The following is an 11509-nucleotide window of genomic DNA, read 5'->3' as shown; positions in this document are numbered from 1 at the left end:
AAAAAACGACATCAACGTGCGCAGGGCCGACAAACCCCTCGTGAGCACTTCTGGGGGCTATAGCACCCCAAACCACTCACGGGCCCTGAGCAGCAGAAACGGCCGCTACGAACTGCCTGCCGATGGCTGCTGCGAATTGCCTGCCGATGGCCGCTGGCTCCGTCACAAGCCGTGTTCGGCGAGGATCGACAGGAAGTTCCGCTTGCGCCGGTGGGTTTCCTTCAGCCGCCTAACGTCTGCCGCGAAAGCCTCCCTTTCTCCAACACGGGAATGCAGGCCCCGCAACGTCGTCAACAACTGAGCTGCGCGGAGGTAGCCCTGGCGGCTGGTTTCCGCGATGGCCGTGTCGACCTGCGGCCGGTAGATGGCGATGGCATCGGCCGGGTGGGTCTCCGCCCGGCGCTCCGCGACGGCCATTCGGGTCGACGGGTCGCAGTCATACTGCTGCACCACCTGCCAGGACGCATCGATGTCGTCTTCCGCCAGCAGAATCCGCGCCAGTGTTGCGGCCGCGAAGGATTTCCCGGCCTCGACTCGCTTGCGCAGCACCTGGTGCGCCCGCTCGCGCAGCTGCGACCATTGTCCGGTACGCTCGGCGGCCCCGCGCAATCGCCGGTAGGTGTCCTCGTTGGGATCATCGGCGAATCCGGCTTCCAGGAGCTCCACCGCGTCGGGCCCACGGCCTTCCGCCTGGTAGAGGTCGACGAGCAGGTCCACAAGCCGCGGATCCCGCCGACCCATGTCCCGAAGACCGCGCTGCAACCAGTCGATCGCCTCATCAACGCGACCGGCCTCGCGCAGCACATCGGCGATTCGCACGTAGGAGTAAGGATTGGAGAGGTCCTCGGCAAAGGTCTTGATCAGCGTGTCGGTGTCCTCGGTTTCCCGGACGAACTCCTCGCGCAGCCAGCGTAGCCGCCACACCGGGCATCGGCTTCCGGGCTGATCCAGGCCGAGCCGATAAGCCGCGAGCCCCTCCGAACCGAGCAGTTCGATGACTTCACACAGTTCGATGCTGGGCCAATCCGAACCGTTGAGCCGGAAGGACGCCAGCCAGTTCCCCAGCTCCTCCGGATCGGGCGGATCGACCTGGCAGGCATCCAGATAGAGCTGCCAAGCCGCATCAGCGACCTCCTCCACCTCACCCTCGCCGCAACCGGCGGCGGCGCCGACGTGAGCCATCACCTCACGCAGCAAGGACTGCACGTCAGTCGCGTGATCGGGCAACAGGCGGCGAAACGCATCCAGCGTGCCGTAGGCGCGGTCGGCATAGGCGACCGCTTCGTCGTAATCGAGCCAATCTGTCTGCAGCAGATCGATCTGATCACGCAGTGCCGAAAAATCTGGCTGGTCCGACGTGGTGGCCGCCAGCAACCGCAAGCGTTGGTAGAGCGCGGGATCGTCCTGCGCCTGCTGCCAGATCAGATCAATGAGTTCACTCTGGTCCAGGGTCTCCAGGAAAGCCCGAACATCGGAACCCGGCGCAAGCTTGGCGTCTCGTGGTGCGACAGCAAGCATCCGCAACCCGACGGCGACGCAGTGCTTGCAGAAAGCGCCCTCGCGCCCATAGGGACAGCTGCAGTCCCCACCCAGCCTGCCGCCGAGGTCACGCAACCGAACCCGATAGCTGTCGGTGCCGGCCACGCTCGCCACGACGCCATCGGGCAACTCGGCGACGCTGCCCACGGCGTCCTGGTAACCCAATCCCCGATCAAAGGACCGCTCTCCAGCAAGCCGCCGCAAGTCACTTTCGGTAAACCACGCCATGCCCCACAACTACCGCACCCGCGGACAAACCCCCGGGCGGGGGGCTGTTCGCAGTGATCCGTTTGCGACCGGCTACTGCCGGGACTGAACGGCCCCCACACACCGAGCCACATCCTCGTGCATACCCACCAGCATCACCGCAGGACGGAGGCGTCGCTAGCGAAAAAGCGACAGCAACGCCGGCGGACAGGGGTCACGAACGGTGGTCACGAACGGCGGTCACGAACGGCGGTCACGAACGGCGGTCACGAACGGCGGTCACAAACGGTGATCACATCATCACGATGTGATCGAAGTTGGGTGGCGGGCCCACCGTGCGGTGCAGAGTGTCAATCACCCGGCGAGGGTTGTCATACGGGCCCGAGATGTAGCACGGCTTGCCCTCGTTGCCAAAGGTGATGCCGGACGGGCCTTCCCAGGTACCGAGGTGGTCGGCGGCCTTCAAGAAATCGGCGTGGGGTTCGAAACCGAGGCCGCGCGCGTACTCGACGGCGCCGAACACGATCTCCTGTGCGAGTCCGATCGGAGCCTCCTTCCAACCGTTCCGGAAGGTCCTGAAGTACTCCGGCACGAACCGCCGCAGGGCGACGTCGTCGGTGATGTCCGGCCCGAGCGCGTTCTTGACTCCCAGGCAATAGACGTCCACCAGGTATCCGCACACCGACACCTTGTCCCAGCGGTGCCTGCGCGCGATCAGCACGCTCACCAGCCCGCCGGGGCCGTCCTGTGCTGGTTCAATCCAGTCGGGTCGGCCGACAACGGAAAGTCCCTGGCTCCAACCCACGTTGAGCCAGCAGCCAACGAGTTCCGGCAACTCGGCCGTGGCGCGATCTTGCGCCGCGACGGCCCGCACCAGAGGAGCCACCGCGGACGGACGTACATCAAGAGCACGGGCGATTTCCTTCGGCGACTTGCCTTCACTACGTAGCCGGCGCACTTGTTCGAGAAGCTCGGTCTTTTCCACGAGACAGGACCTTATACCCGATACCCGGTAGTTCGGGCTCTGGCCAGTTGCCACGGCACCCGTCGGGTACCCCGGCGATGTCGCCAACCGTGCCCGTATTCCAACCAAACAAAGGACCGACCCCCGGCAAGTCAGCGCAAATCATGTTCCGCAAACGATGCCGCGCTCCAAACAGCCACGGAGAGCATTACTACCAGTGGCAGACATGGGCTCTTCCCGTGACGGACGGGCTGGGAGCCCCCGGCTACACCAGCCACAGCTTCCCAGCCCCCGCCGCGTCCAATGATCAACGAGCCACGGGAAGGTCTTCGGCGTGGACTGCCACGACGGTTCCCGTGGTGCGGTTGACGGCTTTCCGGGCTCCGCCAAAGGCTTGCAGAAATCTCAAAGCCCTGCGACGTCGAAACGTTGCATCAGGCTCGGCTTGCGGCGGTGATCGTCCCGAAGTCGTTCATAGCGTTTGGCGAACTTCGGCTCGTCACCGCTCCGTGCACTGAGAGCCTTGAGATCGATAAGGAGACTGACGGCCGCGTCGTATTCGCGCTGGTTCTTGGTGGCGATCAGTTCGTCCACCCGCTGCCAAGCGGCTTCCTCGTCAGCGGCGAGCGCATCAAGCCGCTTCTCGCGAACGGCAGCGGCCTCGCGATCACGGCGGGCGCGCAACTCTTCGGCGCGGCGAGTCTCCTCCTGCTGCCTCACCGCTTCACCGCTTCCCGCCCCGACGCAGCATCCAACAACTCACCGACCGTGCGGGAGCCCGTCAAAGGCGCAGTCGCGTGCAGACTCCGATAGCGCCGTCGGAGATCGGCAATGCCACTACCATCGCCATTGGCAGCGCGGACGAGGAGCGCGTCTTTTTCGTTCTGCGGCAAGCTTTCCACGAACTTGGCGAGCCCATCATCCGAAGGCCTGGCGCCGAGCGGCGCGCTGGCTTGTGCCGCAACGGCCAGCAGGTCTTCATCGATCCGGAGAAACTCAACCAGTGCGCGCTGGGGGCCAGTCAGCTTCGAAAGCCCAGCGGGAACCGGAGGTTCGACCTCTTCGACATCGATGTCCTCCCAATCAAGGTAAAGGCCGATCGTCGTCAGCCAAGCGAGATAAAGAGCACGGTAGTCGCCACCGGCCACCTCCTCGCGGATCGGAAGCAGTACACCCAACTTCGGATCGCTGGTGTATTCCCACTCGCCGCTTTCGTCGCGGTACGTGAAACTGAGAATGACGTGGTCACCATGCTGCCAAGCACTGGTCAGATCGTCATCGACGCAGTACCGCTGCGCCGTCTCGAGATCAAGCAGCCCTGCGGGCAACCGAAGCATCAGCTGCCGGTCTCCCCAGTTCGCGAAGTAGAGGAAAGCGTCGAAGTAACGCTCCATCAATACGCGCGGACGGCCCCGGAAGTCGCTCCAGTGGTACTCGTTGACGAACCTGGTCGCAGAAATGTCAGCCCGACTCGAAAGATCCCGAAGTTCGAGCTGCTGCTGTTCATCGAGCGGCTGATCAATAGCCAAGAACTCGTAGTACTGGTACTCGCTCACCGGTGCCCCGCGCTGGAAGGTTGATCGTTCGTCGCCCGTGCAGGCTACGCGCCGCCAGCCCAACCAAGTCACCTGGCCAAGCCTCCGGCGCAGGCAGCCAAGCATGACGTCCGCGCGGATCAGGTTTCCAGGGACCGGCCGACCGACTTGCCACGAGCGACAACGACGGTGCCCCGGTGAAACCGCCGGGGCACGTCGAAGCCTCAGGAAGCAACAACCATGCCGCGCTCTGCAGTTCAGCCGAAGCGCTCCGCCTTGACGGCGACCAAGAAGGACGCCCAGGCCTGCGGCTGGAAGACCAACGTCCCGCCATCCCGGTCCTTGGTGTCCCGCACCCCGATCACGTCGGTCCCGGTGCCGACCTCGACACAGTCAGACTGGCTCGCGCTATGGCTCGACTTCCACCAGGTCTGGAACGCCATGGTTTTCACCCCTCTAGCTCGTCAGCCCGCGTTGCGATCAACTTCGCCGAATCCTCAGGACTCAACGTCACCCGTTGGAGTGTATCCAGCACTTTCGCGTAATCGGCAACGTCAGCGGGCTCGTCCAGGAACGCGCCCAGCCTGCGCTGCTCCAGGTGGACGATCGAGCGAGCCTTCGGGAACTCAAGCAGGACGAAGGATCCTTCGAGGCCAGGATGCGTTGCGACTTCTTCCGGGATGACCTGGACAGTCACGTTTCGACGCCGGGCCATCTTCAAGATGTGGCGCAACTGTTCCGCCATCACGCGCGTCCCTCCGACAACGCGCCGAAGCACACTTGCGTCAATGAAGGCACGGAACCCTGCAGGAGTGGGCTTGGTGAGACTCTCCTGTCGTCCGAGGCGAATCGCAACACGCGCTTCGATATCAACGGCGTCAACGTCGCTGCCATGCATAACGGCCCGCGCGTAGTCACTCGTTTGCAGCAGTCCTGGAACCAGGACCATGCCGAGGCAGCTGATCTGGCTCGCGTCTCGCTCGAACTCCAGCAAACCGGTGAGCTGCTTCGGCAAGCCTGGAACGCCGGTCTCCCACCAGCCGGGCTGATCCTGTTCGCGAGCGAGCTTCAGTAGGCGGTTACGGTCCTCGCCTGTCACGCCGAGTATGGCGAGGATCGCGGACACGTCGGCTTCGGTGACCGCCTTCGTGCCGTTCTCGATCCGACTCATCGTCGCTTTCGACAAGCCGAGTCGCTTCGCAACGTCTTCCTGCTTGTAGCCGCTCTGGCTCCGGAACTGCCGCAGTTCAGCTCCCAAACCCCGCGCACGAGCACTGCCATTCATGTTGAGCAGCCTAGATCGTCCGCTCGGGGATCTGGTTCACCCAAACCGGAACTAGATCAGTTTCAGAAACTGCCGATAGATTCTGAGAGAACAAGGAGGCATCGATGACCGACTACTTGACCTACGTCTGGCGCCCCGTCACGGGAGGCCGCCACGCGTTTCCCATCGCAGCAACGAAAGCTCCGCACGAGGAGCAGGTGAAGTCGTTCTGCGGAGCAGAAGCGGGCGCGACGGAGCTGCACGGCAGGTCCGAAGTGGACTGGATCCGCGAGGACACCTGCATGCGCTGCTGGCACACCCTCACCACCCGCCTGTGATCACCCGGGGGGGGTGTCAATTTCACGAGAAATTGACCGTCACCTGGGTGAACGCCAATTTCTCGCGAAATTGACACCCCCCGCCCAGCCAAAGGAGAACCACCGATGTTCTGGATCCAGCTCAGCACGTTCGTCCTGTTCAACCTGCTGATCCTCGCCATGCTCACCACCCAGCTACCCGCAAGAGCCATCGCGTTCTCAACGGGCCAGCACGCCGGAGGCGGTGACGGTGCCTACACGGTCTGGCACCTCATAGCCGACATCGAAGCCGAAACCCGCACCGCCGAAGAACCCGACACCAGGCACGAACATCCCCACATACCACCAGGATTCCCCACCACAGACCCCGACGAACCCACCGGGCGCCACCACCTGCGCGCCTGAACGCTCGTGAGTGATCCTTCCGGTTCTTACCGGAAGGATCACTCACGAGACCTGGCCTCCCCAGCCGGGCCGGTGCGGTACCTCCCCGACCTCGGCCGCACCGGCCCACCCCGGTGACCGGGCGCGAATGCCCCCTCCCCCACGCGCCCGGTCACCGACCCAACCGGACACACCTGAGTCCGCTACGACTGTCGCCTTTCAGATGGCCTGGATGCCTCACGAGACCTGGCGTCGCATGCAGCGTCGGCCCTCTTCAGGGTTTTCAGAAACCTGTCGACCGCAGCGAAATTAATGACGGTGCCCCCGACAAAACTGCCGACAGCACCGTATACCCCCTCAGTGATCGAACCGGCCAGACTTCACCGCCTCTACGAACGCGATCAGCCTGCCCGGCTCCATCAACAAGAATTCACCGGTCGAGTTCTTGCTATCACGAATTGCCCAGACTCCGGGAACATTCGAGGCTACTTCTACGCACGTGCCACTGCCACCGCCACTGTAGCTGCTTTTGCGAAACTCAAACTTCATTTTCGTATTGCTCCAGGTAGGTTGATATCAGCTGTCGCGACTCGGAAGGATCGAGTGCGACGTTGTCCAGATTCTCAAGTACGCTCTTGTAGACGCTGGCAGACTGGTCATCGATGAAAACTCCGCTGCCCTGGTTTTCCTGATAGACAACATTGTGATCCTCTCCCAGCTCATAGAGCGTGAACGCACCTTCACATCCCCAGTAAGCACCAACGGAGAAAGGAATCACGCGGACCGACTTACTGGCGCCCTCCCCGACAGTGATCAGGTGACTTAGCTGTGTCGCCATCATTTTTGGATCGCCACTCGCCCTGCGCCGGAGCGCAGCCTCATCGATGAACGCAGAGTAACGACGCAAGCCTGGACGCGTCAGCACAGCCTGCCGTCCAACTCGCGTAAAGACGGCTCGCTCACGCTCAGCGGATCCAAGTGGCGATGTGCTGATCAGCACACGCGCGTATTCAGCAGTCTGCAACAATCCCGGGAGAACAGATACCTGAAACTCATAAATCCCCTGCGCCTCCGCTTCGTAAGCCGAAATGGCACTGAGTTGCTGCGCGATTCCAGAACCAATTCCCACCCACGCGCCAGATGCGGCGCCGGCAAGGTTAATGAGCCGATCTTTTGGGGAGCCCGTGACCGACAGCGCGGTCAAGATAGAGGCGACCTCGTCAACGCCCGCCTTACGTACGCCCGTCTCGATCCGGGAGAGCGTGGAACGTGAAATGTCCGTCGCTTCTGCCAGCTTCTCAAGAGTCCATCCGAGTGAATCTCGATACTTCCTGATCTCAGCCCCGATGGCGCGAGCTTGAGAGCCTGCAAACTTCACCACGCCTGACCTCCTCAAACATCGTAACCGCTTGTGCAACCCCTGAACGTGTTACGCCTACCTGCTACTTCTCAGATATCCCTGGTGATTGATACGGTTCCCAACATCAGAAACATCTGAGAAACGATCATAGTTGCTGTGGCCTCAGAACCGGACATGTAAGCGTGTAGACGTTTGAGCGGAGCGCGGCCATGCCTGGTCAGGGCGTTGCTGAATAGCTCGTGCCATGCCTCCGTCGCGGACTGCCAACCGCACCTCGACGCAGGTGCATCTGACGTTGCCGCTCCGGCAGGCACGGATACGGCCGCGAGTTAGGAGATGAGCACCATCCATGGAAACCGAACGCACCATGCACCGAACGACCGGAGTTCCGATGGCTGATTACTTGACCTATGTCTGGCGCCCGGTCACGGGTGGACGTCACGCTTTCCCCATCGCAGCAACGAAAGTGCCCGCTGCGGAGTCGGTGAAGGCGTTCTGCGGCGCGGAGACGGATGCGGAGCAGCTGCACGACAGGTCCGAAGTGGACTGGATCCGCGAGGACACCTGCATGCGCTGCTGGCACACCCTCACCACCCGCCTGTGACACCCCACCCAACGAAAGGAATCCCTACCGATGTTCTGGATCCAGCTCAGCACGTTCGTCCTGTTCAACCTGCTGATCCTCGCCATACTCACCACCCAGCTACCCGCGAGAACCATCGCGTTCTCAACGGGCCAGCACGCCGGAAGCGGCGAAGGCGCCTACACGGTCTGGCACCTCATAGCCGACATCGAAGCCGAAACCCGCACTGAAGAAGAACATCGTGTGGAACAAGAACATCCCCACATACCACCGGGATTCCCCACCACCGACCCCGACGAGCCCACCGGGCGGCACCACCTGCGTGCCTAAACGCTCGTGAGTGCTATGGCGGTTCTAGCAGGCGATTTCTAGCGGCCACAGCCACTCCCGGGACCGACCTCCCCAGCCGGGCCGGTGCGGCGCCTCCCCCGACCTCCGCCGCACCGGCCCACCCCGGTGACCGGGCGCGAATGCCCCCTCCCCACGCGCCCGGTCACCGACCAAACCGCCCGGGCTAGCGCGGAACTTGCTTCTATCGCTTTCAAGGCTGCTTGGATCCGTTCGAAGCGTTCGAGCGTCGCCTCATAGACACAGCTCACGCCGTACGACGCGGGTAGGCTACGTGGTAGTGGCAGCACAAGGCAGACCGCGGACTGCCTGCCACTACGGATCCATCAGAATTGAGTTCGCGAATTCTTCGGTGCGTTTTCCAATGAGATTCCTGGTCCAGCTGAATTCGTTTAGAACCTGGACGCTGCGAGGGAAGTCGGTCACCCGCGGACGAAGATAGGTGGACTTCTTATCTTCAAAATCCTTGTTCTGCGCCGAAGAGTTCTTTCCTTTGCTCAGCAACACCAGATTGCCGGCGCTGTGGACCACTGCGTCGATATCGTCTTGCGTGAACTCTTTGCGCCACTCGCTACCGCTGGCCGGATGCTGGGGTAGCACGTGTTCCACCGACCTTACCGTGAACTTTCGAGGTTCTGTCAGCTCGCTGGCGCAGATTTCAGCCCGCAGAAGGAGGTACTTGGCATAGCCGGCCGTGTAGAACTTCGGAGACCTGCAAGCCTTCTTTATCGCATCCGAATCATAACCCCGCTTCATTGATTCGATCACTTCTTCACCGCCCGAAGCGTTATCGATGTTCTTCAAAATTGCAGTGAGCGTTATTCAGGCAGCGGGTGATCACCCCAAAATAGAGCAACGACCCCAACCAGGTAAGATCGTTTTCTCCCAAAGAAGACGACTTAAAGGTAGGGCCGTTGCGTTATCAGTCTACTACAGGGCTTGCTGCTGACCAGATCGAGGAGCTTGTCGTGCGTATCTGGCAGATCGTCCAGTGTCGCGGCAAGCAACCGTGGCCTCTGACGGTGGGACTGTATCGGGCTGTCGTGATCACTTTGGTGTATGTCCGACAGAATTTAAACCAGGCAGCTGTCGGCGATTTATTCGGTCTGAGCCAGCCGACTGTATCGCGGATCTATCGAGGGATTCTTCCCTTGATCGGGGAGGCATTATGTCTGCACATTCCAGATCTCAAGGATGCCATCCGTGGCCGACTCGTCCTGGTCGACGGAACCGATGTCCCGACCGGCAACCGCGCTGGTCACGAGGTCAACTACTCCGGCAAGCGCCGCCGCGCAGGCCTCAACATCCAGATCGCAGCAGATACCGATGGTGACCTGTTGGGAATATCCGCGCCGATGCGCGGCTCGATGCATGACCGCAAAGCATTCGACGAGTGCGGTTGGGAAGATCGCCTCTCGGACACCCCTACTATCGCCGACCCCGCATACCAAGGGACTCACGCGATCACTCCACGCAAGAAACCCAAGGGCGGTGAACTCTCCACAAACGACAAGTCGAACAACAAGACCATCTCCTCAATACGGTCTGCCGTCGAGCGATGCATCGCCCACGTAAAGAACTGGAAAATACTCGCCACCGGCTATCGGGGACGCCTCGCCGAACTGCCTACCATCATCCGCATTATCGCAGCGCTCGAATTCTACCGCCTTGGGTGGTAACGCTCGTGAATAACGCTCAGTATAGGTCGAATATCTTTCGTCTTTTCGCACACCTTGGACCCAGTGCGTCAAGAAGATCTTCTCAATCGCCAACAGGAACTTATACAGTGTCGACTTGCCAAATTTTTCAGCAAATCGAAGCACGGCCGCACGCCACTCGTTGGCATTGAATTCCGCCACCATGGCGCTCATCAGCGTTTCGAATTTGGCAGAGCAATTCGGATCATCCGCGAGGTAGTCAATCGATATGAATAGCGAATCGTACAGATCGACAAAATCATTTAGCTTTCTGATGAAATCTTCACCCGGACTAGGCGCTCCAGTTTTACCCAAGATTCTGTTCTCGAACTCCTTGAGCAGGTCACCCTGAGGCTTCTCCTGGACGTAGACAAGCCGCATAGAACGGAAGATCTCTTCGAACGACTTCTCCCCCACCTTCTCTTCCATCGCTTCCCATTTTTCTGCGTAATGGCGGCGATCTTCGTCGTCGGGTATGACATGGGGAGCAAGATTGTTGGCTTTCAGCACATCGATTCGCCTCAGTTGCCGACCGCGATCATTGACCACCGTGAAGAGCCGAAAGGCTTCTTCGAAGCTACTCGCCGCCAGATAAACTACGACGCAACGCTGAACGATGAATTCCGCCAAATTGACAACTTCCGGATGTGAAAGACTGTCGAGACGGCGATGGAACAGTTCCACTGCTGTGCGGTACTTCTGTTCCCCATTTCCAATTGCGCGCTCGATCTCAGTGTTATCACGAGTCCCGCCGGGCGTTATAACAACCTTGTCGAATGCAGCCAGGTCCCTGACGCGCAGCCGGTTGCGCGCAGGAATGCCAGAAAGCGACTGCTTCTCCTGCTGAATCTTCTCCTGTATCTGTCGTCGCACGTCCGAAGAATCGGTAAATGCATGCGAATCGCGAAGACATGCGAGCAATATACACAAAGAAGTGAGACGCTGCTGCCCATCGACGACGTCGTAGACATGTACTCCCCTCTCAGTGCTAACCGTGTGCAGCACCAGCGTGCCCAGAAAGTAGTCAGCATCACGAGGTGCAGTGATCAAGTCATCGATCAGATCAGAAAGATTGTCGATATCCCACGAGAAGGGCCGTTGATAGTCCGGTATTTTAAAGAAGTTTTGCTTGTCGAATAGCTTGTCAATGTTGACAGTATTGCTTGTGAGATTGGAAGCCAAAGCATTCTCCAAATTTCGAAAATAGAAGTCTTTTTAACATTTTCGCGAGGTTTTAGAGCCAGGGCTAAGGCAAGATCGCGCGGAGTGATCAACTCGGCTCGTAGGGTAGCCGGCCGGGTTGGCGTGCTG

Annotated in this window: 14 protein-coding genes and 1 pseudogene; 5 read left to right on the top strand and 10 right to left on the bottom strand. The window is 60.6% G+C overall.

All coding sequences use genetic code 11. From position 1 onward, the window contains the following. Positions 1 to 162: 162 nt before the first annotated feature. The 6 genes from FDZ84_RS15225 to FDZ84_RS15205 all read right to left on the bottom strand — a co-directional run bounded on the left by FDZ84_RS15225 (position 163) and on the right by FDZ84_RS15205 (position 5530). The gene (locus tag FDZ84_RS15225) at positions 163 to 1704 is read right to left on the bottom strand and encodes an SWIM zinc finger domain-containing protein (protein ID WP_168586449.1); all 1542 of its coding nucleotides are present in this window, start codon (positions 1702 to 1704) and stop codon (positions 163 to 165) included. Between the two features lie 334 nt (positions 1705 to 2038). Continuing rightward, positions 2039 to 2731 (bottom strand): helix-turn-helix domain-containing protein, encoded by a 693-nt coding sequence (locus FDZ84_RS15220; protein ID WP_246869030.1) that lies wholly within the window; start codon positions 2729 to 2731, stop codon positions 2039 to 2041. Between the two features lie 384 nt (positions 2732 to 3115). Beyond that, positions 3116 to 3430, bottom strand: a complete 315-nt coding sequence (locus FDZ84_RS38870; protein WP_246869029.1) for a hypothetical protein — start codon at positions 3428 to 3430, stop codon at positions 3116 to 3118. Continuing rightward, positions 3427 to 4266 (bottom strand): hypothetical protein, encoded by an 840-nt coding sequence (locus FDZ84_RS15215; RefSeq protein WP_246869028.1) that lies wholly within the window; start codon positions 4264 to 4266, stop codon positions 3427 to 3429. Before FDZ84_RS15215 ends, FDZ84_RS38870 begins: the two co-directional genes overlap by 4 nt. Before the next feature lie 236 nt (positions 4267 to 4502). Further along, on the bottom strand, positions 4503 to 4688 hold the full coding sequence (locus FDZ84_RS15210) for a DUF397 domain-containing protein (RefSeq protein ID WP_168586448.1): 186 nt from the start codon (positions 4686 to 4688) through the stop codon (positions 4503 to 4505). A 5-nt stretch (positions 4689 to 4693) separates the two neighbouring features. Continuing rightward, positions 4694 to 5530: a helix-turn-helix transcriptional regulator gene (locus tag FDZ84_RS15205; RefSeq protein ID WP_168586447.1), complete on the bottom strand. Its 837-nt coding sequence runs from the start codon at positions 5528 to 5530 to the stop codon at positions 4694 to 4696. Between the two features lie 104 nt (positions 5531 to 5634). Here FDZ84_RS15205 and FDZ84_RS15200 point away from each other — a divergent pair, with 104 nt between their 5' ends. Both FDZ84_RS15200 and FDZ84_RS15195 read left to right on the top strand, forming a co-directional pair. Next, positions 5635 to 5847 carry a hypothetical protein gene (locus FDZ84_RS15200; RefSeq protein WP_168586446.1) on the top strand — a complete coding sequence of 71 codons (213 nt, stop codon included), beginning with the start codon at positions 5635 to 5637 and terminating at the stop codon, positions 5845 to 5847. A 105-nt stretch (positions 5848 to 5952) separates the two neighbouring features. Then, positions 5953 to 6231, top strand: a complete 279-nt coding sequence (locus FDZ84_RS15195) for a hypothetical protein (protein ID WP_168586445.1) — start codon at positions 5953 to 5955, stop codon at positions 6229 to 6231. 336 nt (positions 6232 to 6567) lie between these two features. Here the strand turns inward: FDZ84_RS15195 and FDZ84_RS15190 are convergent, their stop codons facing one another. Next, a complete protein-coding gene (locus tag FDZ84_RS15190; RefSeq protein WP_168586444.1) occupies positions 6568 to 6759 on the bottom strand; it encodes a DUF397 domain-containing protein in 192 nt (63 codons plus the stop codon). Then, on the bottom strand, positions 6749 to 7591 hold the full coding sequence (locus tag FDZ84_RS15185) for a helix-turn-helix transcriptional regulator (RefSeq protein WP_168586443.1): 843 nt from the start codon (positions 7589 to 7591) through the stop codon (positions 6749 to 6751). The genes FDZ84_RS15190 and FDZ84_RS15185 overlap by 11 nt, the downstream gene beginning before the upstream one ends. A 370-nt stretch (positions 7592 to 7961) precedes the next feature. On the opposite strand from FDZ84_RS15185, the gene FDZ84_RS15180 reads away from it, so the two are divergent. Together FDZ84_RS15180 and FDZ84_RS15175 are read left to right on the top strand one after the other, a co-directional pair. Beyond that, complete coding sequence (locus FDZ84_RS15180) at positions 7962 to 8174, top strand: zinc finger protein (protein ID WP_168586442.1); 213 nt, start codon at positions 7962 to 7964, stop codon at positions 8172 to 8174. A 30-nt stretch (positions 8175 to 8204) separates the two neighbouring features. Then, positions 8205 to 8483: a hypothetical protein gene (locus FDZ84_RS15175; RefSeq protein ID WP_168586441.1), complete on the top strand. Its 279-nt coding sequence runs from the start codon at positions 8205 to 8207 to the stop codon at positions 8481 to 8483. A 333-nt stretch (positions 8484 to 8816) separates the two neighbouring features. Here the strand turns inward: FDZ84_RS15175 and FDZ84_RS15170 are convergent, their stop codons facing one another. Continuing rightward, positions 8817 to 9305, bottom strand: coding sequence for an HNH endonuclease family protein (locus tag FDZ84_RS15170; RefSeq protein ID WP_168586440.1), 489 nt, complete (start codon positions 9303 to 9305; stop codon positions 8817 to 8819). 110 nt (positions 9306 to 9415) lie between these two features. Between FDZ84_RS15170 and FDZ84_RS15165 the strand changes: the two genes are divergently transcribed. Then, the gene (locus FDZ84_RS15165) at positions 9416 to 10180 is read left to right on the top strand and encodes a transposase family protein (RefSeq protein WP_168584374.1); all 765 of its coding nucleotides are present in this window, start codon (positions 9416 to 9418) and stop codon (positions 10178 to 10180) included. 525 nt (positions 10181 to 10705) lie between these two features. On the opposite strand, the pseudogene FDZ84_RS38865 reads toward FDZ84_RS15165, so the two are convergent. Beyond that, positions 10706 to 11380, bottom strand: a pseudogene (locus FDZ84_RS38865) (DUF262 domain-containing protein); the annotation flags it as partial. Positions 11381 to 11509 lie beyond the last annotated feature (129 nt).

The organism is Saccharopolyspora sp. ASAGF58 (assembly GCF_012277335.1).
GTDB classification, from domain to species: domain Bacteria; phylum Actinomycetota; class Actinomycetes; order Mycobacteriales; family Pseudonocardiaceae; genus Saccharopolyspora; species Saccharopolyspora hattusasensis.
The sequence above is the reverse complement of the archived record's forward strand: the minus strand, read 5'-3'. Positions and strand labels throughout refer to the sequence as shown.

What these genes read in the sequence shown, in the direction of transcription:
- FDZ84_RS15210 (WP_168586448.1), bottom strand. Translation starts at nt 4,688, where the DNA reads ATGGCGTTCCAGACCTGGTGGAAGTCGAGCCATAGCGCGAGCCAGTCT.
- FDZ84_RS15205 (WP_168586447.1), bottom strand. Translation starts at nt 5,530, where the DNA reads ATGAATGGCAGTGCTCGTGCGCGGGGTTTGGGAGCTGAACTGCGGCAG.
- FDZ84_RS15200 (WP_168586446.1), top strand. Translation starts at nt 5,635, where the DNA reads ATGACCGACTACTTGACCTACGTCTGGCGCCCCGTCACGGGAGGCCGC.
- FDZ84_RS15195 (WP_168586445.1), top strand. Translation starts at nt 5,953, where the DNA reads ATGTTCTGGATCCAGCTCAGCACGTTCGTCCTGTTCAACCTGCTGATC.
- FDZ84_RS15190 (WP_168586444.1), bottom strand. Translation starts at nt 6,759, where the DNA reads ATGAAGTTTGAGTTTCGCAAAAGCAGCTACAGTGGCGGTGGCAGTGGC.
- FDZ84_RS15180 (WP_168586442.1), top strand. Translation starts at nt 7,962, where the DNA reads ATGGCTGATTACTTGACCTATGTCTGGCGCCCGGTCACGGGTGGACGT.
- FDZ84_RS15175 (WP_168586441.1), top strand. Translation starts at nt 8,205, where the DNA reads ATGTTCTGGATCCAGCTCAGCACGTTCGTCCTGTTCAACCTGCTGATC.